Below are 17,360 nucleotides of genomic sequence, written 5' to 3'. Positions count from 1 at the left end.
GGAATGGACAAGGCGCGGTTGCCCACCACCGAACGAAAACGCCGCGCAAATTAAAGACAACCAACAAGGGGAACGACCATGACCATCAACCGACGTGACTTGCTTGGGTATGGCGCAGCGGCGCTCGGTGCCGCCACGTTTGGCCTGCCGAGGGCGGCAAAGGCGGCGGACGAACTCACCATCGCCTACAATGTCAACCTGCCCTCGTGGGATCCGACGACCGGACCCTCGGCAGTCAATCCGACCATCCAGGGCCTTTATCAATCGGTGTTTGACCAGATCATCGGACAGAAGCCCGATCTATCCTTCACGCCGGGCCTGCTTACCGAATGGGGCTGGAACGACGACCGCACCAAGGTGACGATGACGGTGCGTGACGGCGTGAAATGGCATGACGGCTCGCCCTTCACGGCCGAGGACGTGGTGTGGTCGCTGCAGCGGGCCGGCGACGAGAAGACCGGGAATCCGATCCAGTTCGTCTGGAAGAACGTGAACAACTTCAAGATCGACGGCAACAAGATCACCGGCGACGTGGTGCAGTTCGACCCGGTCTATTTCAAGTGGATGTCGTTCCTGACCGGCTACATCCTGCCGAAGGCCTATTACGAGAAGGTCGGCGCGGAAGGCTTCGAGAAGGCGCCGATCGGCACCGGTCCCTATATGGTCGACAAGTTCGAGCGCAATGCGTTCCTGCGGCTGAAGGCCAATCCACATTATTGGGGCACCAAGCCCGCCTTCGAGAACGTGACGATCAAATTCGTCACAGACGCGGCAAGCCGCGTCGCCGAGATCGAATCCGGCTCGTCGCAGGTGACGCTCGAAATCCCCTATGAGGAATATGACCGGCTGATTGCCAAGGACGGGCTTGCCGGCTCGATCAAGAATGTTTCCGACATCGGCATGATCTTCTTCAACGACATCGAGGCGATGCTGGACAAGAACGTCCGCCAGGCCGCCGTGATGGCAGTGGACAAGGAGCTTCTGGTCAAGCGGCTGCTGCGCGGCTACGGCCAGCCGATCGCGACGCTGGAGACGCCGGAATACGCCGCCTTCGATCCATCGATCAAAGTCGAGCACAATCCGGAGAAGGCCAAGGAGCTGCTCGCCGCCTCCGGCTATTCGCCCAAGAAGCCTGTCAAGTTTACCATCCAGACGACCAAGGGCTTCAAGCCCAAGGACTACGAGATGATCCAGGCGATCGTCGGCATGTGGCGCAAGGTCGGCATCGAGGCCAATATCGAGGTCTACGAGATCGCCAAGCATTACGAGCTGCGCGCCGCCGACAAGCTGGCTCCGGCCGCTTTCTACAACTGGGGCAACTCGATCGGCGACCCGACCACCTCGACCGGCTTCGCCATGTATGGCCCAAGCCCGCATTCGGTTTGGGACAGCAAGGACCTTGTCGACATGATCAACCCGTTGTGGGGCGAGAAGGACGAGACCAAGCGCATCGCCGGCTGGAAGGCCGTCGACAAATACATCGCGGAGCAGGCCTATGTGCTGCCGCTGATCCAATATGCGCAGCCGATCGTGCATTCGAAGAAGGTGAATGTCGTGCAGCATGTGTCCGGCGCGCTGCTGCCGGCGCTGATGACCCCGGCCGCCTGATCAACGGTTCTGGATTGCCGCGCGCCGTCCGCAAGACGGCGCGCATTTTCATCCGGACATATGGGCGCATGCTGCTGCAAAGATTCCTCGTTCGTCTTTTGACGATGCTGGTGACGCTGTTCGGGGTCGCCGTCGTCGTTTTCGTCGTCATCCGCGTCGCGCCCGGCGATCCGATCGCGATGATGCTGCCGCCCGGCGCCAGCGATGACGACATCTCCCGGCTGCGCTCGCTCTACGGGCTCGACAAGAGCATCGTGCAGCAATTCTTCATCTGGCTCGGCGGCGTGCTGCATGGGAATTTCGGCACGTCAATATCATTGCGTCAGGACGTGCTCGGCCTCGTCTTCAACCGGCTGCCGGCCACGCTGGAGCTCGCGACCGTGGCGCTGCTGATGGCGATCGCGATCGGCACTACCGCCGCGATCCTCGGCGCGCGCTCACGCGGCACGGCGATAGAGGCCGGCATCGACGTCGCCAGCGGCGCGACGCTCTCCATCCCCGATTTCCTCTGGGGCCTAGTGCTGATTCTGCTGTTCGGCGTGCTGGTCCCCGTCTTCGACATTTCCGGCCGCGTGTCGCCGCAGCTCGATTTGCCCTTCGCCACCCAGTTCTACTTGGTCGAGAGCATCCTCAGGCTTCGTTTCGACCTGACATGGGACCTGTTGAAACACATGCTGATGCCGGCCGTCGCGCTGGCGCTGCCGCTGGCGGCGATCATCGCCCAATTGCTCAAACAGTCGCTGAAGGAAGTGCTCGATCTCGACTATGTGGTGCTGGCGCGCGTGAAAGGTTTTTCGGAGACACAGGTGATCCTGCGCGAGGCGCTGAAGAACGCGGCGCTGCCGACGCTGACGCTGGTCGGCGTTCAGTTCACCTTCCTTATTGGCGGCACCGTCATCGTCGAGCGGCTGTTTTCCTATGAAGGCCTCGGCAACATGGCGATCGACGCCGTCATCAACCGCGACCTGCCGCTGATCCAGGGCATCGTGCTGGTGTTCGCGCTGCTCTTCGTGCTGATCAACCTCGCCGTCGACATGACATATGCGCTGCTCAACCCGAGGCTGCGCCATGGATGAGGCGCGCATCGCCCGACGCGGTTTGGCTCCGAGGCTGTGGCTGGCCGGCGGCTGGCTGCTGCTGGCGCTGCTCGCGGCGATCTTCGCGCCATTGATCGCGCCGCAGGACCCGCTGGCGCAGGATTTGATGCTGGAGCGCCTGCCGCCCTTCTGGCTGGACGGCGCCGAGCCCGGCTATTGGCTGGGCACCGACAGCCTGGGACGCGATCTGTTGTCGCGGCTGATCTTCGGCGGCCGCATCGCCTTCATCGTCGCCTTCGCGGCGGCGACGTCCGCCTGCCTGCTCGGCTCCGCGCTAGGGTTGATCGCCGGCTATTTCGGCGGCTGGCCCGACCGCATCATCTCGCGCATCGTCGATGTCTGGATGGCCTTCCCGCCGGTGCTGTTCGCGATCCTGCTGGTAGCGGTGCTGGGCACCGGCTTGAGTTCCGTCATCCTTGCGATTGCGATCATTGACTGGACGCGCTTCTGTCGGGTGATCCGCGCCGAGGCGATGAGTCAGGCGCGCATGGATTATGTCGAGAGCGCGCGCATTGCCGGCTATGGCCGCATGGGCATCATGCTGCGCGAAGTGCTGCCCAATGTGCTGCCGTCGGTGATGGCGCTGCTGTCGCTCGAAATGGGCATCGCCGTGATCGTCGAGGCGATCCTCTCCTTCGTCAATCTGTCGATCTCGACCGACGACCCGACCTGGGGCAGCATCATCGCCGAGGGTCGGCTGTCGATCCATCAGGCCTGGTGGGTGCTGGTGTTCCCGCTGATCACGCTGATCCTGACAGTGCTCTCCTTCAGCCAATTCGGCGAAGCGCTGAAGGCGCGCTTCGATCCGGTGCTGCGATGAGCGCGTGCCTGGAAATCCGCGGTTTGAGCGCCGTGCTGCCCAACGGCCAGCGCGTGCTGCGCTCCGTGTCGCTCGTCGTCCAGCCGGGCGAGGTGCGCGCGCTGGTCGGCGAAAGCGGCGCCGGCAAGACGATGATCGGCAAGGCGGTGCTCGGCGTGCTGCCGAAAAGCGTGCGCATCGTCGAAGGCGAGATGCTGATCGAGGGCGAGGACCTCGGCCGCCTCGATGCCAAGGCGCGGCGGACCTTGATCGGCGCGCGCACGGCGCTGATCCCGCAGGATCCGCTCACCGCGCTCAACCCGTCGCGCCGCATCGGCCCGCAGATGACCGACCGGCTGGTGCGCATCCTCGGCTGGAGCGGCGAGAGGGCGGGCCAGCGCATATGGCAGTTGCTCGACGAGGTGCAAATCCGCGATCCCGAGCGCGTGCTGAAGAGCTATCCGCATGAATTGTCCGGCGGTATGCGTCAGCGTGTGCTGATCGCGGCGGCTTTCGCGGCGGAGCCCCGATTGATTGTCGCGGACGAGCCGACGACGGCGCTGGACGTAACGGTGCAAAAACAGATCCTGCGGCTCATCGCGCAACTGCAGCGCGATCATGGCACGGCGATCCTGTTCGTCACCCATGACCTCGGCGTGGTTGCCAAGATCAGCCAGAAAGTGTCGGTGCTCTATGCCGGCAAGGTGGTCGAAGAGGCCGAGACCGAGGCGCTGTTTGCGGCACCGCAGCACCCCTATACGCGCGCGCTGATGGCGGCGACACCGCGCTACACCGACCCATACGCCTCGCTGAAGCCGGTGGACGAAAACGTGCTTGCCGGATTGGCCGTAGAGATCGCCGCCGCCGACAAGGACTGGAGGTCCGGCCATGGTTGAGCCGCTGATTTCCGTGCGCGGGCTGAAGGTGGCGCTGCCCGACATGACTCGCAAGCCGATGATCGGCCGCGCGCCGCTGGCCGAAATCCTGAGAGGGCTCGACTTCGACCTGCCAAAGGGATCTGTCACCGGCATTGTCGGCGAGTCCGGCTCGGGCAAGTCGACGCTCGGTCGCGCGCTGGTCAGGCTGATCGAGCCTAGCGCGGGTTCCATCGGCTTCGAGGGGCGCGACATCAGCCGTCTTTCGGAAACCGAGCTCAGGCCGCTGCGCCGCGACCTGCAGATGATCTTCCAGGATCCGATGTCTTCGCTCAACCCGCGCCACACGATCTTCAACATCATCGCCGCACCCTTGCGGCAGAACGGCCTTGGCGACCGGCTGAAGGAACGCGTCGCGGAAGCGCTGCAGCGCGTCGGCCTGCCGCAGAATTTTGCCAGCCGCTACCGCCACGAATTGTCGGGCGGCCAGCGGCAGCGTGTCGGTATCGCACGAGCGCTCGCGCTATCGCCGAAATTCGTGCTGGCCGACGAGATCGTCTCCGGCCTCGACGTCTCGACGCAGGCGCAGATCCTGACGCTGCTGGAAAAGCTGGCGGCCGAGATGGGGCTGACGGTGGCCTTCATCAGCCACGATTTGTCGGTGATCCGGCGGCTTTGCCAGCAGGTCATCGTGATGCGCGAAGGCAGGATCGTCGAGGCTAGCGCCACGGACGCGCTGTTCGAGAACCCGAAGGAGACTTACACGCGCGACCTGCTCGCCGCCATTCCGCTGCCGGAAATCGACCCGGACTGGCTGCGGCCCAAGGCGTCGGCATGACGTGAGTTTTGATCCGCACGCCGACCAGCGGGCCTCGGATGTGCGCAAGGACAAGTCAGCCCGCCAACGGAGGGTGACATGAAATACGTAATCCAGGCGGCGATCCTCGCGGTCTCTTTGTTCGGCGCAATGGGAGTGGCTTCCGCGGATTCAATCCCCGGCATGCGCGGGCACGACCACACCGGCATCACCGTGCCCGACATGAAGCAGGCCGTCGACTTCTTCACCAATTTCGTCGGTTGCAAGAAGGCGATGTCGTTCGGGCCGTTCGCCGACGACAAGGGCACCTTCATGCAGGACCTGCTTGGCGTCGATCCCAAAGCGGTGATCGAAGAGATCACCATGGTTCGCTGCGGCTACGGATCGAACATCGAGCTGTTCAAATATACCGCGCCCGACCAGAAGGATTTGACACCGAAGAACAGCGATATCGGTGGCTTCCACATCGCCTTCTATGTCGACGACGTCGCCGCCGCGAAAACCTATCTCGAGGCCAAGGGCGTGAAGACCCGGATGGGGCCGCTGCCGGTAAAGGAAGGGCCGGCTGCAGGCCAGACCATCCTCTATTTCCAGGCGCCGTGGGGGCTGCAGCTCGAGGCGATCAGCTACCCCGAAGGGATGGCGTATGAAAAGGGCGCCGAGACGGTGCTGTGGAGCCCAAAGGATCCGACCAAGTGACTAATCAAACAGGCTGGCGTCGATCATTCAATTATAAAACTTTAAGCTTGAAATAATGGCCGGCCAGCGCGATACTGACAGTTGGGTCGCCGGCTTGCCGGCGTTCCCGATGCTTTAGAGCGTTTCATGCAATTCCGGACGGAAAACCGTTACGCGCTTTTCCTGGAATTGCCCTAGAGGAGATCGCAAGACATGAAGGTTGCGGTTCTCGGCGGCGGACCAGCCGGCCTCTATTTTGCCATCTCGCTCAAGCTGCGCGATGCCGCGCATGAGGTGACGGTCTATGAGCGCAACCGCGCCGACGACACGTTCGGATGGGGCGTGGTTTTGTCGGCGGAGACGCTGGAGAACCTGACCAGGAACGACCCGGTCAGCGCCGTCTGGATCAAGAAGCATTTCGCCTATTGGGACGACATCGCCGTCATCCATGACGGCGTGCGCACGGTTTCTTCCGGCCATGGCTTTTGCGGCATCGGCCGCAAGCGGCTCCTGATCCTCTTGCAGCGGCGCGCCCGCGAGCTCGGCATCAAGATGATGTTCGAGACCGATATTTCCGACCCGAAACCCTTTATGGAAACGCATGACCTGGTGGTCGCCGCCGACGGGTTGAACTCTAAATCCCGCGCCACGTTCGCCGACGTCTTCAAGCCGGACATCGACACCCGCAAATGCAAGTTCGTCTGGCTGGGCACCACGCAGAAATTCGACGACGCCTTCACCTTCATCTTCGAGAAGACCGAGCATGGCTGGGTGTGGGCGCATGCCTACCAGTTCGACAGCGAGACCGCGACCTTCATCGTCGAATGCAGCGAAGCGACCTGGGCTGCGTTCGGCTTCGGCCAGATGACGCAGCAGGAATCGATCGCGGTCTGCGAACGCATTTTTGCAAAGCATCTCGGCGGCCACCCGCTGAGGACCAACGCCAACCACATTCGAGGTTCGGCGTGGATCAACTTCCCGCGGGTGCTGTGCGAGCGCTGGTCGTACAAGAACCTGGCGCTTATGGGGGATGCGGCGGCTTCAGCGCATTTCTCGATCGGCTCCGGCACCAAGCTGGCGCTGGAGAGCGCGGTGGCGCTCGCCGACTATGTCGAGTCCGAGCCGGACCTCGATGCGGCCTTCCGCAAATATGAGGATGCGCGACGCACCGAGGTGCTGAAGCTGCAATCGGCGGCACGCAATTCGCTGGAATGGTTCGAAGAAGTCGAACGATATCTCGGGTTGGATCCAGTTCAGTTCAACTATTCGCTGCTGACCCGCTCGCAGCGAATCAGCCACGAAAACCTTCGCCTGCGCGACGCCGAATGGCTGGCGGGCGCCGAGGAGTGGTTCCAGCGCAAGGCCGGCGCCGGCGGCAACAGCTTACGCCGCGCGCCGATGTTCGCGCCGTTCAAGCTGCGCGACATGGCGCTCACCAACCGCATCGTCGTCTCGCCGATGGCGCAGTACAAGGCGGTCGACGGCTGCCCGACCGACTGGCATTTCGCCCACTATGCCGAGCGCGCCAAGGGCGGCGCGGGGCTCGTCTATATCGAGATGACCTGCGTCAGCCCGGAAGGGCGCATCACGCCTGGATGCACCGGTTTCTACAAGCCTGAACACGAGGTTGCCTGGAAGCGGCTGGTCGATTTTGTCCATGCCGAGACCGAGGCAAAGATCTGCGCCCAGATCGGCCATTCCGGCGCCAAGGGCTCGACCCGGGTGGGCTGGGAAGGAACCGACGTGCCGCTGCCGGACGGCAACTGGCCGGTGATGGCGCCTTCGGCCGTGCCATGGTCGCCGAAGAACCAGGTGCCGAAGGCGATGGACCGCGCCGACATGGATCTGGTTCGCGATCAGTTCGTCGCCTCGGCCGAGATGGCCAAACGCTGCGGCTTCGATATGCTGGAGATCCATGCCGCGCATGGCTACCTGCTGTCAGCCTTCATCACGCCGCTGACCAATCGCCGCACCGACGACTATGGCGGCTCGCTGGAAAACCGCATGCGCTATCCGCTGGAAATCTTCCATGCGGTGCGCGCAGTGTGGCCGGCCGAGAAGCCGATCTCGATGCGCATTTCGGCCAATGACTGGGTCGGCATCGAAGGGGTGACGCCGGCCGACGCGGTCGAGATCGCCAGGCTGCTGCATCAGGCCGGCATCGATCTCTGCGACGTGTCGGCCGGGCAGACCACCATCGCCGCCAAGCCGGTCTATGGCCGCATGTTCCAGACGCCGTTCTCCGACCGCATCCGCAACGAGGTCGGCATGGCGACGATGGCGGTCGGCAACATCTATGAGCCGGACCATGCCAACTCGATCCTGATGGCCGGCCGCGCCGATCTGGTGGCGCTGGCCAGGCCGCATCTCACCGATCCGTACTGGACCCTGCATGCGGCGGTGACGCTCGGCGACCGCGGCGTCAAATGGCCCGATCCCTATCTGCCGGGACGCGACCAGATCTACCGCCTGGCCGAGCGGGAAGCGGCTGCGGGGCTCAAAGTATGAGCGCCGTGCGCGAAATTGCCGGCAAGCACGCGCTGGTCACCGGCGGCGGCTCCGGCGTCGGCAAAGCCATTGCGCAAGCACTGGCGGCAGAAGGTGTGGCCGTCACCATATGCGGGCGGCGCGAAGCGACGCTGGCTGAGGTTACAAAGGAAAACGACCGCATCTTTGCCGTCACCGCCGATGTCACGAACGAGGCCGCCATGGCTAACGTGTACCAGAAGGCGGAAACCGCACGCGGACCCTTCGACATCGTCGTGGCCAACGCCGGCATGGCGGGCAGCGTGGCGGCGCACAAGACCGCGCTGGCCGACTGGCAGCGCACGCTCGACGTCAATCTCACCGGCGCGTTCCTGACCGTGAAGCCGGCGCTCGCCGGAATGCTCGCGCGAAAGACAGGCCGGATCATTTTCATTGCCTCGACCGCGGGCCTCAAGGGTTATGCCTATGTCGCACCTTACGTCGCGGCCAAGCACGGCGTTGTCGGCCTGATGCGGGCCTTGGCTGCCGAGACCGCCAAATCCGGTGTCACCGTGAATGCCGTGTGCCCGGGCTTCGTCGAAACCGAGATGCTTGAGGAGTCCGTCCAGCGCATCGTCGAGAAGACCGGACGTTCCACCGACGAGGCGCGCGCGAGCCTTGCGGCGACGAACCCGCAAGGGCGTTTCATCGAGCCGGAAGAAGTCGCGGCGGCGGTGCTTTGGCTGTGCAGCGACGCCGCGCGGTCGATCACCGGGCAGGCCATTTCGATTTCGGGAGGCGAGACATGGTAGCGGGACCGACTTCCGCCGGACCGGGCAAGGACAGGCTGCGGCTGTGGATACGCCTGCTGCGCGCCTCGCGCACCATCGAGTCGGAGCTGCGCGAGCGTTTGAAGAAGGAGTTCGACACCACGCTGCCGCGCTTCGACGTGATGGCGGCGCTCTACCGCTCGCCGGAAGGCATGCTGATGAGCGACCTGTCGCGCTTTCTGCTGGTGTCGAACGGCAATGTGACGGGCATCGTCGACCGGCTGGTGTCCGAAGGGCTGGTGACGCGGGCGCGCCGCAATGGCGACCGCCGCACCTCGATGGTACGGCTGACCGAGGAAGGCTCGAAGTCTTTCGCCGCGATCGCCGCCGCGCATGAGAATTGGGTCGGCGAGCTGCTCGGCAATGTCAGCGAGGACGAGGCGCGGCAGCTGACCGGCATGTTGAAATCGTTCCGCAGCAATTGGGAGGGACGCGAATGAGCGCCATGGCCAAGCTCAAGCCGAAGCACTTCCTCTGGCAGGTCGAAGGCAAGGTCGCGAAGATCCGGCTCGACCGGCCGGAGCGCAAGAACCCGCTGACCTTCGACAGCTATGCCGAGCTGCGCGACACGTTTCGCGAGCTCGTCTATGCCGACGACGTCGATGCCGTGGTGTTCCTGCCCAATGGCGGCAATTTCTGTTCGGGCGGCGATGTCCACGACATCATCGGGCCGCTGGTCAAGATGGACATGAAGGCGCTGCTCGCCTTCACGCGCATGACCGGCGATTTCGTCAAGGCGATGCTCAACTGCGGCAAGCCGATCATCGCGGCCGTCGACGGCGTCGCGGTCGGCGCCGGCGCGATCATCGCCATGGCCTCCGATATCCGCATCGCCACGCCGGAGGCAAAGACCGCCTTCCTGTTCACCCGAGTCGGGCTGGCCGGCTGCGACATGGGCGCCTGCGCGATCCTGCCGCGCATCATCGGCCAGGGCCGCGCCGCCGAACTGCTCTACACCGGCCGCACCATGAGCGCCGCCGAAGGCGAGCGCTGGGGGTTCTACAACCGGCTGGTCGAACCGGCGGCGCTGGAGGCCGACGCGCTCGACATGGCCGCGCGCATCGTCTCCGGCCCGACCTTCGCGCATGGCATCACCAAGACGCAGCTTAACCAGGAATGGTCGATGGGCCTCGAGCAAGCGATCGAGGCGGAAGCGCAGGCACAGGCGATCTGCATGCAGACCGGCGATTTCGAGCGGGCGTACAAGGCGTTCGCCGCGAAGGAAAAGCCGGTGTTCGAGGGGAGTTGAGGATGGGTGTGTTCTTGGAGAGGTTGGCGGGACAGCGCCCCCCTCTGGCCTGCCGGCCATCTCCCCCTCTAGGGGGGAGATTGGATGTCGCCCCCGCTTTCGCCAACCACCAACGACGCAGGATTGAGCGGGACGCCAAAACTGCCAATCTCCCCCCTAGAGGGGGAGATGTCCGGCAGGACAGAGGGGGGCGCCGTAGAGCGCAACGCCCTAAGCACTGCGGAGGTGCAAATGCCTGACCGCACCTTCCTCTCGTGGCCCTTCTTCGAAGATCGCCACCGCCAACTTGCCGAGCGTCTCGAAGCCTGGTGCCAACAAAACCTTCCCGTCGACCACCACGATGTCGACGCCGCCTGCCGCGATCTCGTGGCGATGCTCGGCCGCGACGGGTGGCTGAAGCCGACGGCGCTCGACCCGGCCAAACCCGGACCGCTCGATGTGCGCACGCTCTGCATCACGCGCGAGACGCTTGCCCGCCACGACGGACTCGCCGATTTCGCCTTCGCCATGCAGGGGCTGGGCACCGGCGCGATCACGCTGTTCGGCACGCCGGACCAGCAGCGCTGGCTGGAGAAGACGCGGACCGGCCAAGCGATCTCCGCCTTTGCGCTCTCCGAGCCACGCTCGGGGTCGGATGTCGCCAATATGGAAATGACCGCTGTCCGCGAAGGCGGCGACTATTTGCTCTCGGGCGAAAAGACTTGGATCTCCAATGGCGGCATCGCAGACCTCTACGTGGTGTTCGCCCGCACCGGCGAGGCGCCCGGCGCCAAGGGGATTTCCGCTTTCGTCGTGCCGGCGGAGACGAAGGGGCTCAGCGTCGCCGAGCGGCTCGAGGTCATCGCCCCTCACCCTCTGGCGCGGCTCTCCTTCGATAATGTCCGCATTCCGGCTTCCGGCCTGATCGGCGAGCCGGGTGACGGTTTCCGCGTCGCCATGTCGGTGCTCGACGTGTTCCGCTCGACGGTCGGCGCGGCGGCCCTCGGCTTCGCGCGGCGCGCGCTGGACGAAAGCATCAAACGCGCGGCCGAGCGAAAACTGTTCGGCGCGCCGATGGCGGAACTGCAGATGGTGCAGGGTCACCTCTCCGACATGGCGCTGGATGTCGACGCGGCTGCGCTCCTCATCTACCGCGCCGCCTGGACCAAGGACATGGGCGCCGCGCGGGTGACGCGCGAGGCCGCGATGGCCAAGCTCTTCGCCACCGACAAGGCGCAGGAGGTGATCGACAAGGCGGTGCAATTGCATGGCGGCGATGGCGTCCGCAAGGGACACATCATCGAGAGCCTCTATCGCGAGATCCGGGCGTTGCGCATCTATGAGGGCGCCTCGGACGTGCAGAAGGTGGTCATCGCCAGGCAGGTGATGGGCGGGGCGTGACAACGAGTTTGAACCAGGGGGAACTGGACATGCACACCATCCTGCAGCCGGAAGGCTGGGCCAAACCGATCGGCTACGCCAATGGTGTGGCCGCGCATGGCCGGCTCGTCTTTATCGGCGGCCAGGTCGGATGGAATGCCGCATGCCGGTTCGAGACCGACGACTTCGTCGGCCAGGTGCGCCAGACGCTCGCCAACATCGTTGCCGTGCTCGCCGAAGCCGGCGGCGAGCCGCAGCACATCACCTCGATGACCTGGTACTTTACCGACAAGGCCGAATATGTCGGCAACCTCAAGGGCATCGGCGAGGCCTATCGCGACGTGATCGGCCGACACTTCCCGGCGATGGCGGCGATGCAAGTGGTGGCGCTGGTCGAGGACCGTGCCAAGGTTGAGATTCAGGCGACGGCTGTTATCCCCGAGTAGTTACTCGCGAAGCCCGGCCTGCCGCAGCAGCGGCAGAACATGGTCGCAGAAATAGGGCAGTTCCTGGGTGTAGTTGACGAAGGACAACGCGATGCCCTGATAACCATGCCCGGCGATGGCGACCATATCGGCGGCAATCTTTTCAGGGGTTCCGATCAAAGGATAAGTGCCGGCGCCGCCGGCAAAGCGCTGCCGATAGAGATCATAGGCGTGCGGATCGTGCGACTGGGAGAATTCCTTCTTGCCGGCCATATGGGCGTCGACGGCTTCGTGATCGGCCATCGTGACGGCGTAGCGCGTGTAATAGGCCTGCGCCTCTTCCACCGTCGGGCGGCAGACGACATGCGCAACCGTATAGACGCCGACATCGCGGCCCGCCTTGTCGGCGCGCTCACCGATGTCGGCGACATGCTTGCCGGCATCGTTCATCTCGGAAAAGGTCGTGAACAGATAGTCGCATCTGGCGGCGGCGAAATCCCGGCCCGGGCCGCCGAAAGCGGCATTCATCGTCACCGGACGCGGAACCTGAAGACTGGCCGGCCGGCTCACCGCCTCCTTCAGCCGATAATAAGCGCCTTCGTAGTCGAGAGGCTCGCTCGATGCATAGAGCCGCTCGAGGATTTCAATCCATTCCGCCGCCTGGTCATAGCCCTTCTCGACCAACGGCGTGCCGAACATGCCGAATTCCTTCGGGTTCCAGCCGCAAACGATGTTGAGCCCGGCGCGGCCCTGGCTGATGTGGTCGACCGTCGCCAGCGCCTTGGCGGCGTAGAGTGGATGCACCAGCGGCACATGCACTGTCATGAACAGGCCGATCTGCTCCGTCACGGCCGCGAGCGCCGCCGCCCAGGTGAAGGTCTCGAAGGAGAATTCGCGGACCTTGTTGCGGCCGCCGAAACCGCGCCAGCGCGCGATCGGCAACATGAATTCGAGGCCGGCGCGGTCGGCTATCTGCGCGGCCGTCAGATTATCCCGCCAGCTCGCCGTCCAGCGTTCCGGCACGTCGGTGATGGCAAGCCCGCCATCGGCATTGGTCGAGAAGACGCCGAGCTTCAGTCTGTTCGGGCCGTGCAGGGGATGGGCTTTGATCATCTCGGAAACTCGCGGCGGGACGCCACACGCTAGGCCGGCGAGAAAATATTTCAAGCCTGAAATAGCTTCGCCTCGCCGTCATTTGCGGGTATGCATTGGGCAACTCAAAAAGGGGATGGCATGAGCGAGTTCCGCCAGAAGTGCATCGGCAAGACGAACCTTATCGGGTCATTCGCCGCCATTCCCCATCCGGTCGCCGTCGAGGTCATGGCGCTGTCCGGCCTCGATTTCCTCTGCATCGACTGGGAGCACGCGCAGATCTCGCGCGACATGATCGAGGCCATGGTGCGAGCAGCCGACGTGCATCGCGTGCCGGCGATGGTCCGGGTTCCCGGCCATGCGCCGGAAGCCATTCAGGCGGCGCTGGACAGCGGCGCGCAAGGGGTGCTCGTGCCGCGCGTCTCGACAGCGGAGCAGGCCACGATGGCGGTGAAGGCCTCGCGCTATCCGCCGCAAGGCGCGCGCGGTGTCGGTCCCGGCCGGGCCGCGGGCTATGGCTATCGCATTCCCGAATATCTTGCCTCCGCCAACAACCGAACGATCGTCGCGATCCAGGTTGAGACATCGGAGGGACTGGCCAATATCGAAGCGATCGCGGCGGTTGACGGCGTCGACGTGGTCTTCGTCGGCCCTGGCGATCTCTCGGTGTCGATCGACGCGATCGGCCCGGCAGGCGCGGACAAGCTCTCCGAGGCGATCGGAACAATCATTCGCGTAACGATCGCACATGGCAGGACTGCCGGCATATTTTGCGCCAGCCCCCAGACCGTCAGCCGATGGGCAGCCATCGGCGCGAGTTTCTTCGTGCTGGCCAGCGACACGATGTTTCTCGGTGCCGGGGCCGCGGCCAACGGCACCGCCGCCCGCGCCGAACTGGCGTCTGGGGCCGGCTAGGCGAGAGCATATCGGCAAGGCAGAGGGTCGCCAAACTTTAAGCTTAAAACTTTCGCCTTGAAAAGCGCCGTACTTTGGATAGCATCAAGATCGCGACTGTCCGGCTGGAGGGGCTTTTCCGGTCCATCGCAGTGTTCCGGGTGAGAGGGGTTCGGTCCTTGTCGTTCATACTGCCCCATTCATCGTCCAGCGCGCGCTATGCCTTCGATGGCGTGCGTGCCCAGATTCGCGATCTGCACACCGAAAACATCGCCAACCTTGCGGTTCGCGCGCGGGAACTCGGCGATGTCATCGCGCTCTGGTACGGCGAAGGCGATATGGTGACGCCAGCCTTCATCCGCGACGCGGCGAAGGCCGCCTTCGACGAAGGCCTGACCTTCTACGTTCCCAACATGCGCGGGCACGGCCCGCTGAACGAGGCGCTTTCAGAATACCAGACGCGCATCCACGGCCGCTCGATCCCGATCGCGCGGACCACGGTGACGCCGGGCGGCATGCAGGCGCTCTATCTGGCGCTGGAACTGCTGGTCGATACCGGCACCAACGTCGTCTATGTCGCGCCGCAATGGCCCAACATTCACAACGCCATCCATCTGATCGGCGGCGAGCCGCGCCCGTTCTCGCTCGACTTCAAGGGCGACTGGCAACTCGATCTCGACCGATTGTTTGCAAGCTGCGATGCGCGCACCCGCGCGATCTTCCTGTCGACGCCGTCCAATCCGACCGGCTGGACCGCGACGCGCGAGGAGATGCAGGCGCTGCTCGACTTCAGCAGGCGCACCGGCATCTGGATCATCTCCGACGAGGTCTACGGCCGGCTCTATCTCGACGGCGACGTCGCCCCTTCCATCCTGCAGATCGCCGAGGACGGCGACAGGGCGCTGTCGGTCAACAGCTTCTCGAAGGCTTGGGCGATGACCGGTTGGCGCATCGGCTGGCTGACCCATCCGTCGGGCGTTGCCGACCAGCTCGGCGCGATGACGCAATATGTCAACAGCGGCACCGCCGCGCCGATCCAGGCCGGCGCCGTCGCCGCCATCCGCCAGGGCGAGCCGCTGGTCGAGGAAATCAGGCAGCGGATCAGGATAGGCCTCGACCTCGCCTATGAGCGGCTGGCGCAAATCCCAGGCACCATCCTGCCGACCAAGCCGCGCGGCGGCATGTATGCGTTCTTCGCCCTGGAGGGCGAGAACGACGCGCGCCGCGCCTGCGCCCGCATTCTGGAGACGGCGCGGGTCGGGCTTGCGCCCGGTCACCTGTTCGGAACTTCGGCGGCGGCGTTCCTGCGCATGTGCGTGTGCCGCGACAGCAACCAGATAGAAACGGCGCTTCAACGCATGACCGCCGCAATGAATTGACGCCCTGCCGGAAGCGGGGCGGCAAAAAGCCGTGCGGGGAAAACCCGCCCGTTCAACAACAGAGGGAACAGAAATGAGCTTTACTCGTCGCAACCTGCTTCTCATGGCCGCCGCTATCGGCATCGCCGCCGGCCCCGCCACCGCTTACGCCGCGGATGTGCTCAATGTCGGCGCTTACCCGACCAATCCGCCTTTCGAATACAAGAACGAGAGCGGCACCTTCGAGGGTTTCGAGGTCGACATCGTCAACGAGGCGGCCAAGCGCATCGGCATGACCACCGACATCGCCGATCTCGGGTTCCAGGCGCTGTTCGCCGCTACCACCTCCAAGCGCATCGACGTCGCCATCTCCTCGATCACCATCACGCAGGAGCGGCTGAAGTCGCAGTCCTTCACGCAGCCCTATTATGACTCCGACATGGGCATCGCCACCAAGGCCGACAGCCCGATCAGCACCGAGGCGGACCTCAAGGGCAAGGTCGTCGGCGTGCTTTCCGGTTCCACCGGCGAAACCTGGGTCAAGGACCATCAGCAGGCCGACGGCTTCAGCGACGTGAAGGGCTATGACACGCAGCAGAACCTGTTGCTCGACCTCAGCGCCGGCCGCGTCGATGCCGCCGTCAGCGATATCCCCGGCATGCAATATTCCTTCAAGAAGATGAAGGACCTCGTCGTCAAGCAGCGCATCAAGACCGGCGAGCAATACGGCCTGATGATGACCAAGGACCACCCGCTGCTCGGCAAGCTGAACGACGCGCTGACGGCGATGAAGAAGGACGGGACGCTGGCCGCGATCCACAAGAAGTGGTTCGACAGCGATGCTCCGGCGGACTCCTCCACGGTCAAGGAAATGCCGCTGCCCAAGGCCTGAGCGGCGACGAACACAACAGGACGTGCCGGCGCGAGAGGCCGGCACGTCCGTTTTTTCACCCACGAGCCCTGCCATCGCCGAAGCCGGTGCGGCAAAATCGGTGTCGGTGCGCGGCTCTGGCGTCTGTCTCCTTGATTTGAGCAATTGCGGACGAAAAGCCGTTTCGCACTTTTCGTGGAATTGCTCTGGACGCAAAACGGTTCGGGAACGCTCCCATGTCGCTGATCGACACCTTCTTCAATCCCGGCGTTATTGCATCGAGCCTGCCGGCGCTGCTGCGCGGCTTTCTCAACACGCTGCTGCTTGGGGTGATGAGCATCGTCATCGGCATCGCGGCGGGGCTGGCGATCAGCCTCGTGCGGCTCTATGCGCCGAAGCCGCTGCGGCTGCTCGCAGTCGGCTACACCGACATCTTTCGCGCTTTGCCGGTGCTGGTGGTTTTGATCCTGATCTACTACGCGCTGCCGTTCCTCGGCATACGCCTGTCGTCCTGGGCCTCCGCCGTGACGGCTTTCGCCATCATCATGTCGGCTTACTCGGCCGAGGTATTTCGCTCCGGCATCGAAAGCATTCCGCGCGGCCAGTTCGAGGCGGCGCAGGCGCTTGGCCTGCCGTTCATGCTGACCCTGCGCAAGGTCGTGCTGCCGCAGGCGATCCGCGTGGTCATCCCGCCGATGACCAGCAACTGCGTCTCGATGTTCAAGGACACCTCGCTCGCCTCGACCGTGGCACTGCCGGAGCTGCTCAAGGAAGCGACCAATGCGCAGTCGCTCTACGCCAATCCCTCGCCGCTGATCGGCGCGGCGCTTGTCTACCTCATCTTCCTCTGGCCGATGGTGCGCCTCGTCAGCCTGCTCGAGCGCCGCTTCCAGACCGAGAAGACGCGCTGAACCCCGTCCACCGATCGTCCAAGTCCCCCGC

The 17,360-nt window shown here is 64.3% G+C and carries 17 protein-coding genes; 16 read left to right on the top strand and 1 reads right to left on the bottom strand.

Features of this window, described 5'->3' with window-relative positions; all coding sequences use genetic code 11:
• Positions 1–78: 78 nt before the first annotated feature.
• The 12 genes from LB515_RS10670 (at position 79) to LB515_RS10615 (ending at position 12,224) form a co-directional block, all read left to right on the top strand.
• The gene (locus LB515_RS10670; RefSeq protein WP_224707675.1) at positions 79–1,608 is read left to right on the top strand and encodes an ABC transporter substrate-binding protein; all 1,530 of its coding nucleotides are present in this window, start codon (positions 79–81) and stop codon (positions 1,606–1,608) included.
• Between the two features lie 68 nt (positions 1,609–1,676).
• The gene (locus tag LB515_RS10665; protein ID WP_224707674.1) at positions 1,677–2,684 is read left to right on the top strand and encodes an ABC transporter permease; all 1,008 of its coding nucleotides are present in this window, start codon (positions 1,677–1,679) and stop codon (positions 2,682–2,684) included.
• On the top strand, positions 2,677–3,525 hold the full coding sequence (locus tag LB515_RS10660; protein ID WP_224707673.1) for an ABC transporter permease: 849 nt from the start codon (positions 2,677–2,679) through the stop codon (positions 3,523–3,525). The genes LB515_RS10665 and LB515_RS10660 overlap by 8 nt, the downstream gene beginning before the upstream one ends.
• Positions 3,522–4,400: an ABC transporter ATP-binding protein gene (locus tag LB515_RS10655; protein ID WP_224707672.1), complete on the top strand. Its 879-nt coding sequence runs from the start codon at positions 3,522–3,524 to the stop codon at positions 4,398–4,400. The genes LB515_RS10660 and LB515_RS10655 overlap by 4 nt, the downstream gene beginning before the upstream one ends.
• Positions 4,393–5,217, top strand: coding sequence for an ATP-binding cassette domain-containing protein (locus LB515_RS10650; RefSeq protein ID WP_224707671.1), 825 nt, complete (start codon positions 4,393–4,395; stop codon positions 5,215–5,217). Before LB515_RS10655 ends, LB515_RS10650 begins: the two co-directional genes overlap by 8 nt.
• Positions 5,218–5,295: 78 nt before the next feature.
• The gene (locus LB515_RS10645) at positions 5,296–5,895 is read left to right on the top strand and encodes a VOC family protein (protein ID WP_224707670.1); all 600 of its coding nucleotides are present in this window, start codon (positions 5,296–5,298) and stop codon (positions 5,893–5,895) included.
• A 192-nt stretch (positions 5,896–6,087) separates the two neighbouring features.
• Positions 6,088–8,382 carry a bifunctional salicylyl-CoA 5-hydroxylase/oxidoreductase gene (locus LB515_RS10640; protein ID WP_224707669.1) on the top strand — a complete coding sequence of 765 codons (2,295 nt, stop codon included), beginning with the start codon at positions 6,088–6,090 and terminating at the stop codon, positions 8,380–8,382.
• Positions 8,379–9,152 carry an SDR family NAD(P)-dependent oxidoreductase gene (locus LB515_RS10635; protein WP_224707668.1) on the top strand — a complete coding sequence of 258 codons (774 nt, stop codon included), beginning with the start codon at positions 8,379–8,381 and terminating at the stop codon, positions 9,150–9,152. Before LB515_RS10640 ends, LB515_RS10635 begins: the two co-directional genes overlap by 4 nt.
• Positions 9,146–9,610 carry a MarR family winged helix-turn-helix transcriptional regulator gene (locus LB515_RS10630; RefSeq protein ID WP_224707667.1) on the top strand — a complete coding sequence of 155 codons (465 nt, stop codon included), beginning with the start codon at positions 9,146–9,148 and terminating at the stop codon, positions 9,608–9,610. Before LB515_RS10635 ends, LB515_RS10630 begins: the two co-directional genes overlap by 7 nt.
• A complete protein-coding gene (locus tag LB515_RS10625) occupies positions 9,607–10,419 on the top strand; it encodes an enoyl-CoA hydratase family protein (protein ID WP_224707666.1) in 813 nt (270 codons plus the stop codon). The genes LB515_RS10630 and LB515_RS10625 overlap by 4 nt, the downstream gene beginning before the upstream one ends.
• A 231-nt stretch (positions 10,420–10,650) precedes the next feature.
• Positions 10,651–11,799: an acyl-CoA dehydrogenase family protein gene (locus tag LB515_RS10620; protein WP_224637886.1), complete on the top strand. Its 1,149-nt coding sequence runs from the start codon at positions 10,651–10,653 to the stop codon at positions 11,797–11,799.
• Positions 11,800–11,828: 29 nt separating this feature from the next.
• A complete protein-coding gene (locus tag LB515_RS10615; protein WP_224707665.1) occupies positions 11,829–12,224 on the top strand; it encodes a RidA family protein in 396 nt (131 codons plus the stop codon).
• Here the strand turns inward: LB515_RS10615 and LB515_RS10610 are convergent, their stop codons facing one another.
• Complete coding sequence (locus LB515_RS10610; RefSeq protein WP_224707664.1) at positions 12,225–13,316, bottom strand: LLM class flavin-dependent oxidoreductase; 1,092 nt, start codon at positions 13,314–13,316, stop codon at positions 12,225–12,227. It lies immediately after the preceding gene.
• 120 nt (positions 13,317–13,436) lie between these two features.
• On the opposite strand from LB515_RS10610, the gene LB515_RS10605 reads away from it, so the two are divergent.
• The 4 genes from LB515_RS10605 to LB515_RS10590 all read left to right on the top strand — a co-directional run bounded on the left by LB515_RS10605 (position 13,437) and on the right by LB515_RS10590 (position 17,329).
• Positions 13,437–14,210 (top strand): HpcH/HpaI aldolase family protein, encoded by a 774-nt coding sequence (locus LB515_RS10605; RefSeq protein WP_224707663.1) that lies wholly within the window; start codon positions 13,437–13,439, stop codon positions 14,208–14,210.
• Between the two features lie 158 nt (positions 14,211–14,368).
• Positions 14,369–15,568 (top strand): pyridoxal phosphate-dependent aminotransferase, encoded by a 1,200-nt coding sequence (locus tag LB515_RS10600; protein WP_224707662.1) that lies wholly within the window; start codon positions 14,369–14,371, stop codon positions 15,566–15,568.
• Positions 15,569–15,641: 73 nt separating this feature from the next.
• The gene (locus LB515_RS10595) at positions 15,642–16,439 is read left to right on the top strand and encodes an ABC transporter substrate-binding protein (RefSeq protein WP_140543112.1); all 798 of its coding nucleotides are present in this window, start codon (positions 15,642–15,644) and stop codon (positions 16,437–16,439) included.
• Between the two features lie 215 nt (positions 16,440–16,654).
• Positions 16,655–17,329 (top strand): amino acid ABC transporter permease, encoded by a 675-nt coding sequence (locus tag LB515_RS10590; protein ID WP_140629246.1) that lies wholly within the window; start codon positions 16,655–16,657, stop codon positions 17,327–17,329.
• The last annotated feature ends 31 nt before the right edge of the window (positions 17,330–17,360 follow it).

The sequence above is a fragment of the Mesorhizobium sp. CA15 genome, assembly GCF_020165215.1.
GTDB lineage: Bacteria > Pseudomonadota > Alphaproteobacteria > Rhizobiales > Rhizobiaceae > Mesorhizobium.
The sequence above is the reverse complement of the archived record's forward strand: the minus strand, read 5'-3'. Positions and strand labels throughout refer to the sequence as shown.